We start from the raw sequence: 21,221 nt of genomic DNA on the forward strand, positions 1-21,221 counted from the left end.
TTGTCTTGTGAACGGTGAAAGTCTGCCTATTCAGTGAATGGTTTCGTGCGGGATAAACGGTGTGGTTCCTCTGCTATTTCATCGCACGCACGACAAGGAGAGGTGCAAGCGCCACCTCTCCTTGACCACTGGCTGGGTGGCTAAACTGCGGCGCTACGCGCTACCTTCGGCGTTCGACTTCGCGGTTCGGGCCGCCCGTGACGTGTTCCCAACACGGCACGGGCTTTCGCGACGTCCTGTCGCTCACCCGGCGAAGTCGCCCACCTCAGCACAGTTTTTGACGCCGGAAAGATGCTTCATCCTGTACTTAATGCGTTTGTCAGCAGTCTGAGGGAGACGATAATGTCTCCCTTTTTCTTGTTAGCGTTAAACCACCTCTTGGTGAGGTGGTGGGTTGTTTTTGCGCTTGCTGCGCTTTTCCCGATCTTACTGCGGGAATTACGCCACGCCGTAGCGTGCAAACCACGCCAGCATACGTTGCCAACCGTCTTTGGCGGAGGCTTCATGGTACGTTGCGCGGTAATCAGCATGGAAAGCGTGATCCGCGTCCGGATAGACCACAATCTCCGCATCGGCATTGACCGCCCGTAACGCCTGACGCATGGTTTCCACCTGTTCCGGCGGAATGCTTTTGTCCTGCCCGCCGTACAGCCCGAGCACCGGCGCGCTCAGATCTTTCGCCACATCCACCGGATGTTGCGGCGAGGTCAGCGTTTTTTCGGCGACCAGTTTACCGTACCAGGCGACGGCGGCTTTTAACTGTGGGTTATGTGCGGCGTACAACCAACTAATGCGGCCGCCCCAGCAGAAACCGGTAATCGCCAGCCGTTTGGCGTCGCCACCCTGACGTACCGCCCAGTGCGCGGTATGGTCAAGGTCGGACAAGACCTGATTGTCCGGCACTTTGCTGACCAGTTCACTCATCAATGTTGGGATATCGCTGTATTGCTGTGGGTCGCCGTGGCGAAAATAGAGTTCCGGCGCGATGGCCAGATAACCCTGTTTAGCCAGCCGCCGACAGACATCACGAATATGTTCATGCACACCGAAGATTTCCTGGACTACCAATACGATCGGCAGCGGGCCGTCGGCTTTTTCCGGTTTGGCAATATAAGCAGGCAGGCTGTCGCCCTGCGAAGGGATGGTGGTTTCGCCGGCCACCAGCCCGACGGCGTCAGTCGTCATCGCAGAAGAAGCCAGCGGCATGACGGCTGGCGAAAATGCCCGTGTGGTCTCTCTGAGTGTCAGTAGCGCATCGGTTTTCATTGCCTTTCCTTTATCAAGACGGGAATCTGCCGGTGGGACAAATCTGCCAGTGGGACAAATCTGCCAGTGGGACAAATCTGCCAGTGAGACAATGTCGCCCCCGTGTTAAGCAAGTGTAGAAACTTTGTAGTGTATTGCGAATAACAGCAGCCAGATAGGGCAATCAGTGCGCACATTGTGAGGTGCAACAGCGGACTATTGCGCCTTAAATTGTGATGTAAATCACAATGTTTATGTAAATAGAGATTCGTTACTTTCCAATGAGCGACGTGCTTCACTTAACGGCGGCTACCTGTGCGCTAAGATCACCCTGTACCTGACAGCTTGCCTGGGAGGCGTTTATGTCCGATGTATTTCATCTCGGTTTAACAAAGCAAGATTTGCAAGGGGCCACGCTGGCGATTGTTCCCGGTGATCCTGCGCGTGTGGAAAAGATCGCCCGGTTGATGGAGAGCCCGGTTTTTCTGGCGTCGCACCGGGAGTTCACCTCCTGGCGTGCGGAACTGGCGGGTAAACCGGTTATTGTCTGCTCTACCGGCATTGGCGGCCCGTCTACGTCGATCGCAGTAGAGGAACTGGCGCAACTGGGTGTGCGTACTTTCCTGCGCGTCGGCACTACCGGCGCTATCCAGCCGCATATCGCGGTGGGGGATGTGTTGGTCACCACCGCGGCGGTGCGTTTGGACGGCGCCAGCCTGCACTTTGCGCCGCTGGAGTTCCCGGCCGCGGCCGATTTTGCCTGCACCTGCGCACTGGCGGAAGCGGCGCGTGAAGCGGGGGCGACGCTGCATGTCGGCATTACCGCGTCCTCGGATACTTTCTATCCGGGTCAGGAGCGTTACGACACCTATTCCGGCCGGGTCGTGCGGCGTTTTCAGGGCTCTATGGCTGAATGGCAGAGCATGGGCGTGCTGAACTATGAAATGGAGTCCGCGACGCTACTGACGATGTGCGCCAGTCAGGGCCTGCGCGCCGGCATGGTGGCGGGGGTGATTGTCAACCGCACCCAACAGGAAATTCCCGATACCGCCACGATGCAAAAAGCGGAACATGCGTCCGTCAATGTCGTGTTGTCGGCGGCGCGTAAATTACTGGACGCCTGAACCTGATGTTATCGCCGGGCGAGACGCTCGGCCGGCGGTACGACGACGCTCGCGTACCGCCTGTTTTATTTCCGCTGGGATACCACCCCACGAGCTGTTCATCTGTTTGTCTGCCTTAATGCTAATTTAACTGTCAGATCTGATAATACCCGTCAGTTTCCGTTGTTCGACTATGGCGTAAACGTAATTGTTCGGCATAGATAACTCATTCTTGATAACTCATTCTTGATAACTACAGGGAACGATATGACTTCATCTTTATTACTGCATCCCTCGGTGCTACCGCTCGACGGCGGCGTCAATTTTCGTGATTTAGGGGGAATTCGAGTGGCGGACGGTCGGCAAGTTCGCCACGGCAAACTGCTTCGCTCCGGCGCCCTTGACCAATTAAGCGAGCGCGACATCGACCAACTCGCCAGTATGCCGGTCGCCCACGTGGTCGATTACCGCGATCAGGACGAGGCCGCGCTGCGGCCAGACCGGCTATGGTCCGGCGCGCGTTATCATTCTGTTCCCGCCAATCCGCTGCGTCATGAAGTGACCGCCAGTCTGGAAACGTTGGGATCGGCAAAACTCGAAGCGTTCGATTCCCGTGCTTTTATGATGGAGCTGTATCGCCGTTTACCGTTCGGCAATCCGGCCTATCAACATCTGGTGGCGTTGCTGCGCCAGCCGGATGACGGCGCTCTGGTGCAACATTGTGCGGTGGGTAAAGATCGCACCGGTATTGGTTCCGCGCTGGTGCTGTTTGCTCTGGGGGCGGATGAGCAGACGGTGATGGAGGATTATCTGGTTACCGAGTCCACGTTGACGCCGTTTCGTCGGCAGTTGCTGGAAGATCTGGCAGCCAGCCTGAGCGAAAAAGCGCTGAAGCGGTTCGATTTTGTGCTCTCCGCCCGTGAAGAGTTTCTGGCAACGGCGCTACATACAATCCGTGAGAAGCATGGGTCGGTGGATAACTGGCTGGTACAGGATTACGGGCTGGACGCCTCATCGCGTGATGCGCTGCGGGAGAAGTATCTGGCTTAACTCGCGTTGGCGAATGATGAGTTGTCATTCTGCTGGTTTGCATCGCCTCTCGTTTATTTGCCCTGATTGTCGTTATTTGTAATCAGGATAATAGGTTGCGAAAGGCGATATAAACTGGTTGATATAGAGTTTTTGCTATTGAGATAAATATTGTTTATCCATAAAGACGCAGATATTTAATTATCATCATTTCATTGATAACTTTTTGTTTTACATATGGTTCTAATTCTGGACTTATCAAATTTTTTTGATACTATTGGTAGTAATTTTTAACTGTATAAAAAAACAGTAATTGGTGTTTATGAACACATCAAAAGGAGGCGTAAAATGGCTTACTCTGCAATATCCGTCGCCAACTCTTTGATAGAAAAAGCAAAAAATAGAGGAATTACAGACCTCACACCAATGAAGTTGCAAAAGCTGGTTTATTTCGCTCATGCATGGATGTTAGCGATTGACGAGCGTCCTTTAATTAATGAAACCGTTAAAGCCTGGAAATTTGGCCCTGTCATTGATTCCGTTTATCATGAATTCAAAGCATACGGTGCTAAAAATATTGATTCTTTTGGCACCGAATTTGATCTGATTGATGCAGAGGATAATGGCGGTGTTCCCGACGTTGGATTTATTACGCCGTATGTTGATAGCTCTGATACCAGAGCGCATTCTGTTATGGATGCGATTTTAGATACTTATGGCGATAAGAGTGCGACCTTTCTGTCAAATTTGACTCATGCCCCCGACTCTGCCTGGAGTATTACCAAAAGTGATCATCATGATGGCAGCCGAAGAGGTTTTGTCATCGATAATGAAATTATTAAATCTGCCATGAAACGGAAACTTGGGTTATAGCTTTTTATGAAAGAGCTCAAGGATGATGATGTCTTATTTAATCAGAAGTTAAAGCAGGCCACGCTCCGAAGCCGGGAAAACAATAGTCTCTCTTCAGAGAGTCAGGATACGTTTCCGACAGAAGAGATGAGCGAAGCTTACTCAGAAGCGACATTAGAAGAACAAGATATTGCCAGATTAAAGAGAGCAAACGTTGCCATGTCTCAGCGGATGTCTGCTCTTCGTGTTGAACTGTTGCAGGGAAAAGTAAAACTTCAGCAACAACAGCTTGATATGCGGCAGACTTATGCATCAAAAGCGTATCGTTTTGTGTGGCTATGGTCTATCGCACTGATCGTTATTCTGCTCTTGCAAGGTTCATCCTATCCATCATTTAAATTCTTATTTATTCAGTTTAATGCACATGATTTTAAACTGGATAAAGAAATTGTTATTGCGCTTATTTCTGGTGTGACAATAAATATTGTCGCAGTATTTGTGGTTGTAATAAGAAATTTATTTCCTTCGGATATCAAAGGAAAAGATCATGAAAAAGAAGAGAGTACGGATAAAGGAAAAGAAAGCGATAATGTAAAATGATATGACATGAGTAAGCCTTATGTCATTTATATCCGTCACACTTCAAGTTGCAGGGAAACACGCCAGCGTGTTGAACCACGTAATGTGTTGGACCCAACGAGGCGAGACCCGGAGATGAGCCGGGTAATAAAGCCAACGCACCTGCAACTTGCAGTATGGCGGGTAAAAACCGGGAGCTATGCACTCCCGGTGTTGTTATACAGCAAGATGTTCGCGACTAACCCGTATTACGCATCCCGGCGGCGACACCGGCGATGGTGACCATCAGCGCCTGTTCGACCTGCGGGTCCAGCGTGTCCTGCTGACGTGAGCGGTGCAGCAACTCTGCCTGTAGTACGTTGAGCGGGTCGGTGTAGACGTTGCGTAACGCAATGGATTCGGCGATCCACGGCAAATCAGCCATCAGGTGATCATCGTTGGAGATGGTCAGCACCGCCTTGATATCTTTCGCCAGTTGCTCGCGCAGCTGTTTGCCGAGCGACCACAGTTTCTCTTCCACCAGCCGTTGATCGTAATATTCCGCCAGCCACAGGTCCGCTTTGGCGAACACCATTTCCAGCATACCGATACGGGTGGAGAAGAACGGCCAGTCGCGGCACATGGCTTCGAGCTGGTTTTGGTTGCCGTCGTCGATCACTTTCTGCAATGCCGCACCGGCACCCAGCCAGGCAGGCAACATCAGGCGGTTTTGCGTCCAGGCGAAAATCCACGGAATGGCGCGCAGGCTTTCCACGCCGCCGTTCGGACGGCGTTTGGCCGGGCGCGACCCCAACGGCAGTTTGCCCAGTTCCAGTTCCGGCGTAGCCGCGCGGAAATAGGGTACGAAATCCGGATTTTCACGCACGTAACCACGATACATGTCGCAGGAAATACGCGACAGCTCATCCATGATGTGATGCCACTCAGGCTTCGGTTCCGGCGGCGGCAGCAGGTTGGCTTCCAGAATGGCGGACGTGTAGAGCGACAGGCTGCTGATGGTGACTTCCGGCAGGCCGAACTTGAAGCGGATCATCTCGCCTTGTTCGGTAACGCGCAGGCCGCCTTTCAAGCTGCCCGGCGGCTGGGAGAGCAGCGCCGCGTGAGCCGGCGCGCCGCCACGGCCAATCGAACCGCCGCGACCGTGGAACAACGTCAGCGCGATACCGTATTTTTCGCAGGTCTTGATCAGTGCGTCCTGCGCGCGGTACTGCGCCCAGGACGCCGCCATCACCCCGGCGTCTTTGGCGGAATCGGAATAGCCGATCATCACCATCTGCTTGCCCTGGATGAAGCCGCGATACCAGTCGATATTGAGCAACTGAATCATGACGCTATCGGCGTTATTCAGGTCGTCCAGTGTTTCGAACAGCGGCGCTACCGGTAGCGCGTACGGGCAGCCGGCTTCTTTCAGCAGCAAATGCACCGCCAGCACGTCGGACGGGGTACGCGCCATCGAAATAACATAAGCGGCGATGGAGTCGCGTGGGGTTTCGGCGATGACGCGGCAGGTTTCCAGCACTTCCTGAGTGTCGGCGCTGGGTTCCCATTGACGGGGCAGCAATGGGCGCTTGGAGTTCAGTTCGCGGATCAGGAACGCCTGCTTGTCGGATTCCGACCAGCTTTCATAATCCCCTAACCCCAGATAACGGGTGATTTCCGCCAGCGCATCGGTGTGACGGGTGCTTTCCTGACGTACGTCGATACGTACCAGCGGTACGCCAAAGCAACGCACGCGGCGCAGGGTATCGAGCAACTGACCATCGGCGATGATACCCATGCCGCAGGCGTGCAGCGATTGGTAACAAGCGTACAGCGGTTGCCATAGCTGCTCGTTGGTGACCAGCAAATCTTTAGGCGGCACGCGTTGCTCGCCTTTCAGGCGGGCATCCAGATAGTCCAGCGTGGAGGTTAATTGCGCGCGCAATGCTTTCATCAGTTCGCGGTACGGTTCTTGTATCTCGTCACCGCCGGCCAGTTGCTGCAACTCAGGCGTGCAAGTGGTCATCGACAGTTCGGATACCAGCACCTGCACATCACGCAGGAACAGGTCAGCGGCTTTCCAGCGGCTCAGCAGCAGCACGCGACGGGTAATTTCGGCGGTTACGTTCGGGTTGCCGTCCCGGTCGCCGCCCATCCACGAGGTAAAGCGTACCGGCACCGAATCCACCGGCAGGCGGTAACCCAGTTCCTTGTCCATTTGCTCGTCGAGTTCACGCAAGAAGGCGGGCACCCCTTCCCACAGGCTGTTTTCTACTACCGCAAAGCCCCATTTCGCTTCGTCTACCGGCGTCGGGCGGATTTTGCGGATTTCATCGGTATGCCAATATTGGGCGATCAATTGGCGCAGGCGACGCATGATCTGGTGACGTTCATAATCGGCCAGATCGTCATGATCGAGCTGCTTGAGGCAGGTATTCACTTCGACCAGTTTGTGGATCAGCGTGCGGCGGGTGATTTCGGTTGGGTGCGCGGTCAGTACCAGCTCGATAGAAAGCGATTCCACGGCGTCGCGGATGTCTTTGTCGCTCAGATTGTCGCGGTTTTTCAGGTTGCGAAACACCGTCGCCAGCGCTTCCGGGTTACTGGCCGCTTCGCCGTGCGGTGAAATACTGTGGTACTGCTCGGCGGTATTGGTCAGGTTAAGGAACTGGCTAAACGCACGGGCGACCGGCAGCAGTTCTTCGTTGGACAGGTTCTGCAATGTGGTCAGCAGTTCCTGACGGTGTGTTTCGCTGCCGGCCCGCGAGGCTTTAGACAGCTTGCGGATGGTTTCAACACGCTCAAGGATATTGGCGCCCAGCGCCTCCTTGATGGTGTCGCCCAGCAATTTACCCAACATGCTGACATTGCTCCGCATGGCGGAATATTGTTCATTCATAGTTACCCTGACCCACCTCGTGATTTTGTAAATTTATTACACACAAAAAATGTGTGGTTACTGTCTGTTATCTAGCCACGTTCGCGATTGTTCGTCAATGAACGTCATTTAATCCCTACAGTTGTACCTGTTTAACCGGTACAAAGGCAATTTGTGAAATTTAATTACAAAAGCTTGCCTATAAGAGTCACTTATTATTTGTCCGTTTCAGAGGGGGAAAGACGAGGGGGGGGAGGCAAGCCAGTCCGGTGCTCCTGCGGGCGAAGCACCGGATGGCGGGGGAAAAATTAGCGGTTCTGCCTGACGACCAACAAGTAAGAGAGTGAAAAAGAGAGAGTCAAGGCAATGAGTACGCCACTGATGGCATAAACGAAGTAAGGGCCAATGTAGGCGGGCAGGCTAAATACGCTCGACAGGATATATCCGAACAATCTCACGCCGAAGAAAGCGATGAATGCGGATGCAATCGAACTGGCGATGGTCGCAGACAAAAACGCTTTTTTGTATTTGGTGAGTACGCCGAATAACGCCGGTTCCGTGATACCCAACAGCGCCGAGACGGCGGCAGACAGCACCACCGATTTATCCTGCCGCGTTTTTTCGTAAAAATAGATGGCGAACGTCGATCCGGCAATCGCCATATTGGCCATACACATCATAGGCATCAGCATGTCGTAGCCTTTTTCGGCAAAGTTCTGCAAGGCGATAGGCGTCATGGCGTGATGCATACCGGTGAGTATCGCTACCGGGCGGATGGCGCCGACGACAAGACCGGCCAGCACAGAGGAGAGATCGAACAGCCCTTGAATCAGCCAGGCGAGCCCTTTACCGAAGTGGATCCCCAATGGGCCGATGATCGTCAGTGAAACTAATGCGGTAATGAACAGCGTCAGCGTTGGGGTAAACACCGTTTTCAGTACGGCCGGCATAATCCGGTCGACTCCCTGATGGATATAGCTTAAGGCCAGGATGGAGAATATTACCGGTATAACGCTGGCGGAGTAATTAAATACCGGTATGGGTAACAGGCCGATAAAATAAAACGAGTCGATAGCATTCGGTGCCTTGCTTGACAGCGCTTTCGCCGCATCAATCAGCGAGGGGTACATCATGCAGGCGGCTATCGCTGCGGCCAGATATTCATTGGTTTTGAACATGCGGGCCGCTGAAATAGCCAGAAAGAATGGCAGGAAATAAAAAACGCCGCTGGCGATAAGGTCGATGATGATAACGGTGTCGGTTTTGGTGGGGATCACCTTCAGGGCCAATAACCCAGCCAGTAACCCTTTTATCATCCCGGCACCGGCGATAGCCGGAACAATCGGGCCGAATACACCGGAAACCGTATCCATGAACAACGACACAATCCCTTTCTTTGTCGCCGGATGCGTAGCCGCGGGCTCAGTGTGCCTGGCGGTATTGCCCGACAGGTTTTGCGTCAGCAAAGTGTAATATTCAGCGACTTGTGGGCCGATAATAATTTGAAATTGTTCGCTCTGATATTGTGCGCCTAATATTCCTGGGAGATTTTTTATCGTGTCGATATTGATATTTTCTTTATTGATGACATCAAAGCGGAGCCGGGTCATACAATGCCAGACCTTATTGATGTTTTCTGCGCCGCCCATCATTGTAATAATTGATTGAACAACTTCATTTTTCCCCATAAATAAAACCTCAATGTCATTATTGTGAAAATAACGGCTTCGATGATAGTGACATGACCTAGTAAAAACAAACCAATAAAACATGATGATGGTCACATTTGCCCGTTTATTGCGGTGTTTGTGGCATTTTTTTTAAAATTGGTATGGTTTTTAATTCAATAATGATGGTGTTTTTAGACCAAAAAATAATGCCTTTACAAGTCGGTTTTAAATAAGTAAAACCCTCTTATCTCATGCCGTTTCGCGCAGTGAAAAGCGTGTTTTCGCCATCGGGAAAACGGCTATCAACACCAGGGAATATGTTTCTGTGACTCCAACGATCATTACTCATATAAAATGTATTATCACTAAACCGGATAGGCATAATCTGGTCACGGTGATAGTGAATACAAATAAAGGTATTACCGGTTATGGCTGCGCGACTTTCCAGCAACGCCCTCTGGCGGTGAAAACATTGGTGGATGAATATCTGTCTCCTCTGTTGGTGGGGAGGGATGCAAATCACATTGAAGATCTTTGGCATTTGATGATGGTCAACGCCTATTGGCGCAATGGCCCTGTCATCAACAATGCGATAGCCGGCGTTGATATGGCGTTATGGGATATTAAAGGCAAGCTGGCGGATATGCCGTTGTATCAACTGCTGGGCGGAAAATCGCGTGATGCGATTGCCGTATATACCCATGCCGCCAGCGATACGTTGACCGGTCTGTTCGACGAGGTTGATCGCCATTACGCCGACGGTTACCGGCATATTCGTTGCCAACTGGGTTTTTACGGCGGAACCCCTGCGCAATGGCACGCGACGCGTCAACCGACGCCGGGAGCCTATTACGATCAGGAACAGTACATGGCGAATACGTTGACCATGTTTCGTGCCCTGCGGGAGCGTTACGGCGACAAGTTTCACATTTTGCATGACGTGCATGAGCGGCTATTCCCGTCTCAGGCGGTGCAGTTTGCCCGTGCGGTGGAAAGCTACCGGCCTTACTTTATTGAGGATATTCTGCCTCCTGCGCAGAACGGCTGGTTGGCACAAATCCGTGCCCAGACGGCGGTGCCGCTGGCGACAGGGGAGCTGTTCAACAATCCCGCCGAGTGGCAGGAATTGATTATCCATCGGCACATCGATTTTATCCGCTGTCATGTCTCCCAGATCGGCGGTATTTCGCCTGCGTTGAAGCTGGCGGCACTGTGCCAGAATTTTGGCATCCGCCTGGCCTGGCACTGCCCGCCGGATATGACGCCGATTGGCGCGGCGGTGAATTTACACCTCAATATTCACCTGCATAACGCCGCCATTCAGGAATATATCGCGTATCCGGACAACACTCGGCATGTGTTCCCGGATTCGCCGAGACCGGAGCAGGGATATTTGTACCCAATAGAACGGGCGGGCATCGGCGTCGAAATGGCGGAAGAGGCGGCGCAGGCGTTCCCGGTAGTCTATCGGCCGCACGAATGGACGCAGAGTCGCCTGCCGGACGGCTCGTTGCATACGCCATAGCCGTTTCGGGAAAACGATTGTTCAGGGTGACTGACGGAAGGTTAGGTTGTCCTGATTGAAGGGAATCACGTAGGTACAGGTGTAGTTGATGTCGATGATATCGCTGACTTCGTATACCCGCCCATCTTTCAACATGCCGCGATTGATAATATGCATCGCGGCGATACCTTTCTTGCACTCCAGCAGTTGCGCTTGTACCTGATTTACGGTGACGGCCTGGTAATGGGTTAAAAAGTGAGAAATTTCATAGCCCTTGCCCAGAACGTATTTTTGGATGGATTGCTCTGGAACACGTCGCGTCATATCGGCAAACAGGTCGGCAGGCATTCTGGAGACCTCGATTTGTACCTTTTGATTATCAACGCACCGTAACCGGCAGAATTCCCATAAAAAAACGGCATCGGAAATACCGAACATCTGTTGCTCGTCTCGGGTGGGCAGGCGCTTATGCAAACTGAGCAGGCGGAATGTGATCTGATTAAATTTCTTCTCGGTAACGGAGTTATACACCAGCGGATTGTTGCGAATATCCGGATTGATGTAATTACCCGCGCCCTGCACCAGACGAACGGCACCGATACTGGCCAGCTTTTCCAGCGCCTTGCGGATGGTGAAGCGCGATACACCGTATTCCTCCGCCAGCGTACGTTCCGGCGGTAGTTTTTCCGGCATCTGTTTGCCCGGCAGTGATGCGGCGTGCTGGTAAATTTTGCTCAGCAAGTCCTGTGCAATAAAGTCTTTTTTCTTCATCGAACACCTGGTGAACAGCGCCGCCTGCTCAGCACGGCGCTGCAAATGTGAACAACGGTATCAATGCCGGCAGAAATGATGCACCAACTGGGTAATCAACGTGCGCGTGGGTTTGATGAACGACATGTCGATAAATTCATCCGGCTGATGCGCCTGGTTGATGGAGCCGGGGCCGAGTACCAGCGTCGGGCACAGTGCCTGAATAAACGGTGCTTCGGTGCAGTAATTCACTACATCGGTCGGTTGCCCTACCAGTTTTTCCACCACCTGCGCCAGTTGATGGTCCGCCGGGCATTCGTAGCCGGGAATCGGCGGATGCAGCTCGCTGATGGTCAGGCGGCCCGGCCAACGTTCACTAACCGGCGCCAGCGCTTCGCTCAGCAAGCCGTTGAGATCGCTGAGCGTCATGCCCGGTAACGGGCGGATGTCCATGTGCAGGTCGCAGCAGGCGCAAATGCGGTTGGCGGCGTCGCCGCCATGAATGTGGCCGAAATTCATGGTCGGATAAGGAATGTGGAACGCCGGGTTGTGGTAGCGCTGTTGCAGGGTGTTGCGCAGCACCATCAGCTCGGAAATGGCTTCGTGCATCAGCTCAATGGCATTGACGCCGCGCGACGGATCGCTGGAATGACCGGACTGGCCCTGAATGCGAACCACGTTCGACATGTGGCCCTTGTGAGCGCGTACCGGTTGCAGCGAGGTTGGCTCGCCGATAATGGCGCAATCCGGGCGAATACCGGTCGATCCGGAGAAATACTTGGCGCCCGCCATCGTGGTTTCTTCATCCGCGGTGGCTAGAATGTACAGCGGCTTAGTCAGTTTACCGGCATCCACATCGCGCAGTGCATCAAGAATAAAAGCAAAAAAGCCTTTCATGTCGGCGGTGCCGAGCCCATACAGCTTGTTGTCGTGCTCGGTCAGGGTAAACGGGTCGCGCGTCCAGCGGCCGTCGTCGAACGGCACCGTATCGGTGTGGCCGGCCAGCAGCAGCCCGCCGCTGCCTTCGCCCAGGCGAGCCAACAGATTGAATTTATTAAACGTACCGGGGACCGGCTGCACATCAACGTGAAAACCCAGATCGCTAAACCATCCCGCCAACAGATTGATTAAGGTCTCGTTGCTTTGATCCAGAGCGCGCTCGGTGGCGCTGATGGACGGCGTGGCGATCAATGCCCGGTAGAGCTCCATAAAAGGGGGTAAATTCATCTTCACTGTTGACAGCCTCTGGGTTAGGATAGTATCAATATTCATGCATTTATTGTGAATAAAAATACAATAATGCCAGGCGAAATGAAATCACAAGCTGTGCGGCGAGGTGAGATTGTCGCATAATCGTTTCTTCTGGCTGTTGTGGGTAAACGGCGTGGCCACGCTGATGAGCCTGCTCCCTGTTCCACCTATCTGGCAATAAAGGTATACCGAACTCATGCTGAATACGTTGATCGTTGGTGCAAGTGGCTATACCGGCGCTGAGCTGGCCTTGTACCTGAACCGTCACCCGCAGATGAACATAACCGCTTTGGCGGTATCCGCGCAAAGCGTTGATGCGGGAAAACGCATTTCCGACCTGCATCCCCAGCTTAAAGGCATTATTGATTTGCCGGTGCAACCGTTGGCCGACGTGGCCGAGGCCGCAAAGGGTGTGGATGTGGTGTTTCTGGCCACCGACCACAAGGTGAGCCACGATCTTGCACCGCAATTCCTGAACGCCGGTTGTACCGTGTTCGATCTTTCCGGCGCATTTCGCGTGCAGGACCCTGAATTCTATACCCGTTACTACGGTTTCGAGCATCAGCACGCTGGCTGGCTGGCGCAGGCGGTGTACGGCCTGGCGGAATGGCAGGCGGAGTCTATCAAGCAAGCGCGGCTTATCGCCGTGCCGGGGTGTTACCCAACCGCTTCTCAATTGGCATTGAAACCGCTGGTGGAAGGCGGTTTGCTGAACCCGAACCAGTGGCCGGTGATCGACGCCACCAGCGGCGTCAGCGGTGCCGGTCGCAAAGCGAGCATGACCAACAGCTTCTGTGAAGTCAGCCTGCAACCGTATGGCATTTTCAATCATCGCCATCATCCGGAAATCGCCACCCATCTGGGTATTCCGGTGATTTTCACCCCGCATCTGGGCAATTTCCCGCGTGGTATTTTGGCGACGATCACCTGCCGTTTGCAGCCGGGCGTTACTGCACAGGACGTTGCGGAAGCCTACCACAATGCCTACCACGACAAGCCGCTGGTGCGGTTGTATGAAAAAGGCGTACCGGCGCTGAAATCGGTGGTCGGGCTGCCGTTCTGCGATATCGGCTTCTTGGTGCAGGATGAGCACCTGATCGTGGTCGCTACCGAAGATAACCTGCTCAAAGGCGCGGCGGCACAGGCGGTGCAGTGCATGAACATTCGCTTCGGTTTCCCTGAAACCCAATCCTTACTCTGATGACACCCTGAGGCGCAAAGACCGATGAATCCGTTAATTATCAAATTAGGTGGCGTATTACTGGATAGCGAAGAGGCGCTGGAGCGCCTGTTCACCGCGCTGGTAACTTACCGTCAACAGCATCAGCGCCCGCTGGTTATCGTGCATGGCGGCGGCTGTCTGGTGGATGACCTGATGAAGAAACTGTCGCTGCCGGTGGTCAAGAAAAACGGCCTGCGTGTGACGCCTGCCGACCAGATCGACATTATTACCGGCGCGCTGGCCGGCTCCGCCAACAAAACCCTGCTGGCCTGGGCGCTTCGTCACGGCATCAACGCGGTGGGCCTGAGCCTGGCGGATGGCGGCAGCACCGTGGTGACACAACTGAATGATGAGCTGGGTCATGTGGGCAAAGCGCAAGCGGGTTCTCCGGCGTTGCTTAACACCCTGTTGAGTGCCGGTTATCTGCCGGTGATCAGTTCCATCGGCATTACTGCCGGCGGTGAGCTGATGAACGTCAACGCCGACCAAGCGGCTACCGCACTGGCGCAAACACTGGGCGCTGATTTGATCCTGTTGTCCGATGTGAGCGGCATTCTGGACGGCAAAGGCCAGCGCATCGCGGAAATGACTGCTGGTAAAGCGGAAGATCTGATCGCTCAGGGCATTATTACCGACGGTATGATCGTGAAAGTGAATGCGGCGCTGGACGCGGCGCGTGCGCTGGGGCGCCCGGTGGATATCGCCAGCTGGCGCCACGCCGAGCAGTTGCCGGCGTTGTTCAACGGCGTGTCTATCGGCACCCGTATTCTGGCGTAATCAGCAAGCATTCATCGCGCTTTCTCCCGGCGTAAGCCGCCGGTGAAACGCGGGCAGTTCAACGGTGGGCCGGACAGGAGTCGACCCGCCTTTATCAGAGAGACCGGGAGTGTAGTTATGGCTTTGTGGGGCGGACGGTTCACGCAGGCGGCAGATAGGCGTTTTAAACAGTTCAACGATTCACTGCGGTTTGATTACCGTCTGGCGGAACAGGACATCATCGGCTCCATCGGCTGGTCTAAGGCGCTGGTGACGGTGAACGTACTGAGCGCTCAGGAACAGCAGCAACTGGAGCAGGCGCTCAATGCACTGTTGCAAGAGGTACAGGCGGACCCTGAGGCTGTCCTGCAAAGCGACGCGGAAGACATCCACAGCTGGGTGGAGCAGAAACTGATCGGGAAAGTCGGCGATTTGGGTAAGAAACTGCACACCGGGCGTAGCCGTAACGATCAGGTCGCTACCGACCTGAAACTGTGGTGCAAGGCGCAGGTGAGCGAACTGTCGCAGGCGATTCGTCATCTGCGCGCGGCGTTGGTGGCTACCGCCGAAGCGACTCAGGATGCGGTGATGCCGGGTTATACCCATCTGCAACGTGCACAGCCGGTCACCTTCGCCCACTGGTGCCTGGCTTATCACGAAATGCTGGCGCGTGATGAGAGCCGTCTTGAGGATACGCTCAAGCGTCTGGACGTCAGCCCGTTGGGGTGCGGCGCGCTGGCAGGCACCGCTTATCCGATTGACCGCGAGCAACTGGCCGGTTGGCTGGGCTTTGCATCGGCTACCCGCAACAGTCTGGATACGGTCTCTGACCGCGATCACGTGCTGGAGCTGCTGTCTGACGCGTCTATCGGCATGGTGCACCTGTCGCGCTTCGCCGAAGATTTGATTTTCTTCAACAGCGGTGAAGCGGCGTTTGTCGAGCTGTCTGACCGCGTGACCTCCGGCTCTTCGTTGATGCCGCAGAAAAAGAACCCGGACGCGCTGGAGCTGATCCGCGGTAAGTGCGGCCGGGTGCAGGGTGCGCTGGCTGGTATGCTGGTGACGCTGAAAGGGCTGCCGCTGGCCTATAACAAGGATATGCAGGAAGACAAGGAAGGGCTGTTCGATGCGTTGGATACCTGGCACGACTGCCTGCTGATGGCGGCGCTGGTGCTGGAAGGCATCCAGGTGAAACGTCCACGTTGTCAGGAAGCGGCGCAGCAGGGCTATGCCAACGCCACCGAACTGGCCGATTATCTGGTCGCCAAAGGTGTGCCATTCCGTGAAGCGCACCATATCGTCGGTGAAGCGGTGGTGGAAGCCATTCGTCAGGGTAAAGCGTTGGAAGCCTTGTCGCTGTCGGATCTTAAACAGTTCAGCGCGGTGATTGAAGACGATGTGTACCCGGTGCTGTCGTTGCAGTCCTGTCTGGAAAAACGCGCCGCGCAGGGCGGGGTATCGCCGGAGCAGGTCGCGCGCGCCATCGCCGACGCAAAGCAGCGTCTGGCTTAATCCCTAATTCTCGGTTTCTGAACCGGCCCTCTGGGCCGGTTTTGTTTTTTCTGTCACCGGCTTTCTGAAGTCGGCTCGCATTTTTCCGTTTGTCTGCGGCTTTTTCGGCTGATTTTTCGCATAACCTCTGGACAGATATACAGCCTCATTCTACCTTGGCGGGCAGTGGTACGCATAACCCGGAGGCGGTGTGGAGATCTCCTTATTTTATGGCGTCGGCGGTGTCGTGGTCGGCTTGCTGCTGGGCTGGCTGGCCGCCAGCCTGCTGCAACAGCAGCGCCTGGCGCGGCATGACACCGAATTTCAGTTACAGCAGCAGGCGCTTGAACAGACGCATCGGCAATTGAGCGAAAACCAGCAGGCGCGGCAGCAAGACCAACAACGGTTGGAGCAGCAAACGCAGGAGTTGCGTTCGTTACACGCGCAACTGGCGGCGGGTGAAGAAAAGTTGCGGCAACTGGCGGAGTTGCGGGACGAGTGCGCTCAGCTCAATCAGGAACTGCGCGCGTTGCGCGAAGCTAACGGTGCGCAGGAAGCAGAACTGCGCGAAGTGACCATTCGCCTTGAAGAAACCCGGTTGGCGGCGGAAGAAAAGCAACGGTTGCTGATGAATAGCGAACAGCGGTTATCCACCCAGTTTGAAAACCTCGCTAATCGTATCTTTGAGCAGACAGGGCATAAGGTGGATCAGCAAAACCAGCAGAGTATGGAGAAGCTGCTGACACCGCTGCGGGAACAATTGGATGGTTTTCGTCGCCAGGTTCAGGAGAGCTTCGGGGCGGAATCTCGCGAACGGCATACGCTGGCGCATGAAATCCGTAATCTGCAACAACTCAACGCCCAAATGGCGCAGGAAGCCATCAACCTCACCAATGCGTTAAAAGGCGACAACAAAACCCAGGGTAACTGGGGGGAAGTGGTGCTGAGCCGGGTGCTGGAAAGCTCCGGGCTGCGCGAAGGACACGAATATGACACTCAGGTCAGCGTCCAGACCGGCAACAACAGCCGTCTGCAACCGGATGTGATCGTCCGGCTGCCGCACGGCAAGGATGTCGTCATCGATGCCAAAATGTCGCTGGTGGCTTATGAGCGTTATTTCAACGGCGCTAACGAGGCCGATCGCGCGGTGGCGCTGAACGAGCATCTGCTGTCCATCCGCAATCATATGCGGTTGCTGGGCAGCAAGGATTACCAACAACTGCCGGGGTTGCGTTCTCTCGATTATGTGCTGATGTTTATTCCGGTCGAACCGGCGTTCCTGGTGGCTATCGATCGTCAACCTGATCTGATTACCGAGGCATTACGCCACAATATTATGCTGGTCAGCCCCACGACTTTACTGGTAGCGTTACGGACGATTAACAATCTCTGGCGTTATGAGCAGCAAAGCCGCAACGCGCAGTTGATCGCGGAGCGGGCATCCCGGCTCTATGACAAACTGCGTCTGTTCGTTGATGATATGGCGTCGCTGGGGCAAGGATTGGACAAGGCACAGGCGGGTTACCGTCAGGCGATGAAGAAACTGGCGTCCGGGCGTGGCAACCTGATAGGCCAGGCCGAAGGGTTCCGTGCGTTGGGGGTGGAGATTAAGCGGCCAGTCAACGTACCAATGATGCAGGATGAATCTGCGGCACCCGATGAATGGCTCACGTTATCGCAGGATGCGCATGATGATGAGGCTGAACAGGGCGTGAATAGCATGGATGATGTGCCGAACGGCACGGCGATATGATGTTGATCAGGTTCGGTGCACAGGGTGAAAAGAAGGGCGGTCGCTTTTAGGCGCCGTCTGTTACACTCTCTATCCATTAATGCTACCCATTAATGGGTAACACGATCCTGAAGTTGAAAAAGCAGGCGGATAACATGGTAGACGATTCGGATAATACGACACATTTTGGTTTTCGCACGGTAGCTAAAGATGATAAGGAAGCCATGGTGGCGGATGTTTTTCATTCTGTGGCGGCTAAATATGACTTGATGAACGATCTGATGTCATTTGGCATTCACCGTATCTGGAAGCGGTTTACCATCGAATGCAGCGGTGTGCGCCGTGGTCAGCGTGTGCTGGACCTGGCCGGCGGCACCGGCGACCTTACGGCCAAATTCTCTCGTCTGGTGGGCGATGACGGCGAAGTGGTGCTGGCGGATATCAATGCGTCGATGTTGAAAGTAGGACGCGAGAAGCTGCGCAACCTGGGTGTGGTGGGTAATATCAGTTATGTTCAGGCCAATGCCGAAGCCCTGCCGTTTCCGGAGAATTTTTTCGACTGCATTACTATTTCGTTTGGGTTGCGTAACGTCACCGAAAAAGAGCGGGCGCTGCGCTCCATGTATCGGGTGCTGAAACCCGGTGGCCGCCTGCTGGTGCTGGAATTCTCGAAGCCGACCGTGAAAGCGCTGAGCAAGGTATACGACGCGTATTCCTTCCATGTGCTGCCACGCATTGGCGAGATGGTTGCCAGCGATGCCGGTAGTTACCGTTATCTGGCGGAGTCCATCCGTATGCATCCGGATCAGGAAACATTAAAAGGGATGATGAACGATGCCGGCTTTGACAGTGTGGATTACTTTAATCTGACCAGCGGCATCGTGGCGCTGCATCGCGGATTTAAATTCTGAGTTGGATACTCCCATGTTGATAATGCCTGTGTTGACGGCGGCACTGGAAACGGCGCTCAACCAGCTTTTGTTCCGTGACCGGAGCATGAAAGCCGCCCGTCAGCGTTTGCACGGAAAAACGTTGCGAGTTGAAGTGGCGGAACTGGATACGCCGCTGGTATTGATCTTTTCCGAATACCGCCTTGATGTCATGAGCCAGTGGGCGGCACAACCAGATTGTTTGTTGCAGACTCGCCTATCGGCACTGATGAAACTGCTCGACCGGCAGCAATTGTCTGCGCTGATGCGCAGTGGCGATTTGGTGCTGGAAGGGGATATTCAGGTAGCACAGCAGTTTGTCACCTTGCTGGATCTGGCCGAATTTGACCCGGCGGAATGGTTATCTCCCTGGTTGGGCGATGTTGCGGCGGAGGGGGTGAGTCAGGTGGCAGGCAAGGTTGCCGGCACGCTGATGCGTTCTGTGTGCCGCCAGCAACAGGCGTTATCGGAAACAATAACCGAAGAGTGGCGCCTGGCGCCCGGTAAACTGGAAGGACTCTGGTTTGCGGATGAGGTGGATGTGCTGGCGCAGTCGGTGGAGGCGTTGTCCGCCCGGCTGACCAAAATGGAGGGATCGCCATGACGCCAGGAGAACTCTTGCGGTTGTACCGAATTATCGGGGTATTACTGAGCTACGGACTGGATGAACTGATTCCGCGAATACCGCTGACGATGCCGTTACGTTTGTGGCGTTGTTTATTGTTCTGGTTACCGAATCGGCACAAAGACAAACCGTTGGGCGAGCGTCTGCGATTGGCGTTGCAGGAACTGGGGCCGGTGTGGATCAAGTTCGGTCAGATGATGTCCACCCGTCGTGACTTGTTTCCCCCGGCTATCGCCGATCAACTGGCAATGCTGCAGGATCAGGTTGAACCTTTCGATGGTGAGCTGGCTCGTCATCAGATTGAAACGTCGATGGGTGGCAAGCTGGAAACCTGGTTTGATGATTTTGACGCGAAGCCGTTGGCATCGGCGTCGATCGCTCAGGTACATACCGCCAGGCTGAAAACCACCGGCAAAGAAATCGTTATCAAGGTCATTCGTCCGGACATACTGCCGGTGATCAAGGCGGATATGCGCCTGATGCATCGACTGGCCGGCTGGTTGCCGATTCTGTTGCCGGATGGGCGCCGCCTGCGGCCGCGCGAAGTGGTGCGCGACTACGAAAAAACACTGCTGGATGAGTTGAACCTGCTGCGTGAAGCGGCCAACGCCATCCAGTTGCGGCGAAACTTTGAAAACAGCTCGATGCTGTACGTACCGGAAGTGTACTCCGACTATTGCAATGAGCGGGTACTGGTCATGGAGCGTATTTACGGTATTCCGGTGTCGGATGTGGACGCGTTGAAGCGGCACGGCGTTAATATGCCGCTGTTGGCCGAACGCGGCGTACAGGTCTTTTTCACCCAGGTATTCCGCGACAGCTTTTTCCATGCGGATATGCATCCCGGCAATATCTTCGTCAGTTATGATCACCCGGAAGACCCGCAATACATCGGTATTGACTGCGGCATTGTCGGCTCGCTGAATAAAGACGATAAGCGCTATCTGGCGGAGAACTTTATTGCCTTTTTCAACCGTGACTACCGTCGCGTTGCTGAACTGCATGTCGACTCCGGTTGGGTGCCGCACGACACCAATGTAGAAGAGTTCGAATTCGCTATCCGCACGGTCTGTGAGCCAATATTTGAAAAGCCGTTAGCAGAAATTTCTTTCGGTCATGTATTATTGAACCTCTTTAATACGGCGCGTCGCTTCAATATGGAAGTTCAGCCCCAATTGGTGCTGCTCCAGAAGACGTTACTGTACATTGAGGGAGTGGGGCGTCAGCTCTACCCACAGCTGGATTTGTGGAAGACGGCTAAGCCGTTTCTGGAAACCTGGCTGAAGGATCAGGTCGGCTTGCCCGCCATGCTGCGAGCATTTAAAGAGAAAGCGCCGTTTTGGGCGGAAAAACTGCCTGAGATTCCCGAATTGTTCTACGACGGTTTACGTCAGCATAAGATGCTGAAGCAGAACATGGAGTTGTTGACCAGCGAACTGCGTACACAGCGTACCCGTCATGGTCAGGCTCGTTATCTGCTGGGCATAGGGGCGACGTTGCTGCTGAGCGGGACGATACTGCTGGTGAGTCAGGTCGAAGCCGATATCGTACCGGCGGGTTTGATCGCCGCCGGCTTTGTCGCCTGGATTATCGGCTGGCGTTGTACTCGTTGAGCAGTTGTACCCG

17 protein-coding genes are annotated in these 21,221 nt (G+C 54.4%); 12 read left to right on the forward strand and 5 right to left on the reverse strand.

The genetic code is table 11. From position 1 onward, the window contains the following. Positions 1-438: 438 nt before the first annotated feature. Entirely contained in the window at positions 439-1,266 is an 828-nt protein-coding gene (locus tag FDP13_RS09975; protein ID WP_015848231.1) for a dienelactone hydrolase family protein, read from the reverse strand. 341 nt (positions 1,267-1,607) lie between these two features. Between FDP13_RS09975 and udp the strand changes: the two genes are divergently transcribed. From udp to FDP13_RS09995, 4 genes are all read left to right on the forward strand, one after another. Beyond that, complete coding sequence (gene udp / locus FDP13_RS09980) at positions 1,608-2,369, forward strand: uridine phosphorylase (RefSeq protein ID WP_143839350.1); 762 nt, start codon at positions 1,608-1,610, stop codon at positions 2,367-2,369. A 246-nt stretch (positions 2,370-2,615) separates the two neighbouring features. Further along, the gene (locus FDP13_RS09985) at positions 2,616-3,398 is read left to right on the forward strand and encodes a tyrosine-protein phosphatase (protein WP_143839351.1); all 783 of its coding nucleotides are present in this window, start codon (positions 2,616-2,618) and stop codon (positions 3,396-3,398) included. Between the two features lie 327 nt (positions 3,399-3,725). Continuing rightward, positions 3,726-4,250 (forward strand): Panacea domain-containing protein, encoded by a 525-nt coding sequence (locus tag FDP13_RS09990; RefSeq protein ID WP_015848228.1) that lies wholly within the window; start codon positions 3,726-3,728, stop codon positions 4,248-4,250. Between the two features lie 6 nt (positions 4,251-4,256). Beyond that, positions 4,257-4,829, forward strand: coding sequence for a hypothetical protein (locus FDP13_RS09995; RefSeq protein ID WP_143839352.1), 573 nt, complete (start codon positions 4,257-4,259; stop codon positions 4,827-4,829). Positions 4,830-5,046: 217 nt separating this feature from the next. On the opposite strand, the gene ppc is transcribed toward FDP13_RS09995, so the two are convergent. Together ppc and FDP13_RS10005 are read right to left on the reverse strand one after the other, a co-directional pair. Further along, the gene (gene ppc / locus FDP13_RS10000) at positions 5,047-7,686 is read right to left on the reverse strand and encodes a phosphoenolpyruvate carboxylase (protein ID WP_015848226.1); all 2,640 of its coding nucleotides are present in this window, start codon (positions 7,684-7,686) and stop codon (positions 5,047-5,049) included. Positions 7,687-7,973: 287 nt separating this feature from the next. Continuing rightward, on the reverse strand, positions 7,974-9,353 hold the full coding sequence (locus FDP13_RS10005; protein WP_143839353.1) for a PTS transporter subunit EIIC: 1,380 nt from the start codon (positions 9,351-9,353) through the stop codon (positions 7,974-7,976). A gap of 307 nt (positions 9,354-9,660) precedes the next feature. Here FDP13_RS10005 and FDP13_RS10010 point away from each other — a divergent pair, with 307 nt between their 5' ends. Beyond that, the gene (locus FDP13_RS10010) at positions 9,661-10,860 is read left to right on the forward strand and encodes an enolase C-terminal domain-like protein (RefSeq protein WP_143839354.1); all 1,200 of its coding nucleotides are present in this window, start codon (positions 9,661-9,663) and stop codon (positions 10,858-10,860) included. A 21-nt stretch (positions 10,861-10,881) separates the two neighbouring features. On the opposite strand, the gene FDP13_RS10015 is transcribed toward FDP13_RS10010, so the two are convergent. Both FDP13_RS10015 and argE read right to left on the reverse strand, forming a co-directional pair. Further along, on the reverse strand, positions 10,882-11,610 hold the full coding sequence (locus FDP13_RS10015) for a GntR family transcriptional regulator (RefSeq protein WP_027713444.1): 729 nt from the start codon (positions 11,608-11,610) through the stop codon (positions 10,882-10,884). A 60-nt stretch (positions 11,611-11,670) separates the two neighbouring features. Next, positions 11,671-12,822, reverse strand: a complete 1,152-nt coding sequence (gene argE / locus FDP13_RS10020) for an acetylornithine deacetylase (protein WP_143839355.1) — start codon at positions 12,820-12,822, stop codon at positions 11,671-11,673. A gap of 214 nt (positions 12,823-13,036) precedes the next feature. Here argE and argC point away from each other — a divergent pair, with 214 nt between their 5' ends. From argC to ubiB, 7 genes are all read left to right on the forward strand, one after another. Next, entirely contained in the window at positions 13,037-14,041 is a 1,005-nt protein-coding gene (argC, locus tag FDP13_RS10025) for an N-acetyl-gamma-glutamyl-phosphate reductase (protein ID WP_143839356.1), read from the forward strand. 24 nt (positions 14,042-14,065) lie between these two features. Then, a complete protein-coding gene (gene argB, locus FDP13_RS10030) occupies positions 14,066-14,839 on the forward strand; it encodes an acetylglutamate kinase (RefSeq protein ID WP_033576480.1) in 774 nt (257 codons plus the stop codon). Between the two features lie 117 nt (positions 14,840-14,956). Next, positions 14,957-16,330: an argininosuccinate lyase gene (gene argH, locus FDP13_RS10035; RefSeq protein WP_143839357.1), complete on the forward strand. Its 1,374-nt coding sequence runs from the start codon at positions 14,957-14,959 to the stop codon at positions 16,328-16,330. 190 nt (positions 16,331-16,520) lie between these two features. Beyond that, a complete protein-coding gene (gene rmuC / locus FDP13_RS10040) occupies positions 16,521-18,062 on the forward strand; it encodes a DNA recombination protein RmuC (protein ID WP_143839358.1) in 1,542 nt (513 codons plus the stop codon). A gap of 134 nt (positions 18,063-18,196) precedes the next feature. Beyond that, positions 18,197-18,952, forward strand: coding sequence for a bifunctional demethylmenaquinone methyltransferase/2-methoxy-6-polyprenyl-1,4-benzoquinol methylase UbiE (gene ubiE / locus FDP13_RS10045; protein ID WP_027713438.1), 756 nt, complete (start codon positions 18,197-18,199; stop codon positions 18,950-18,952). Between the two features lie 13 nt (positions 18,953-18,965). Further along, entirely contained in the window at positions 18,966-19,574 is a 609-nt protein-coding gene (locus tag FDP13_RS10050) for an SCP2 domain-containing protein (RefSeq protein WP_143839359.1), read from the forward strand. Next, a complete protein-coding gene (ubiB, locus tag FDP13_RS10055) occupies positions 19,571-21,208 on the forward strand; it encodes a ubiquinone biosynthesis regulatory protein kinase UbiB (protein WP_033576477.1) in 1,638 nt (545 codons plus the stop codon). Before FDP13_RS10050 ends, ubiB begins: the two co-directional genes overlap by 4 nt. Positions 21,209-21,221: the final 13 nt, after the last annotated feature.

Source organism: Dickeya sp. ws52, from assembly GCF_007210685.1.
GTDB lineage: Bacteria > Pseudomonadota > Gammaproteobacteria > Enterobacterales > Enterobacteriaceae > Dickeya > Dickeya chrysanthemi.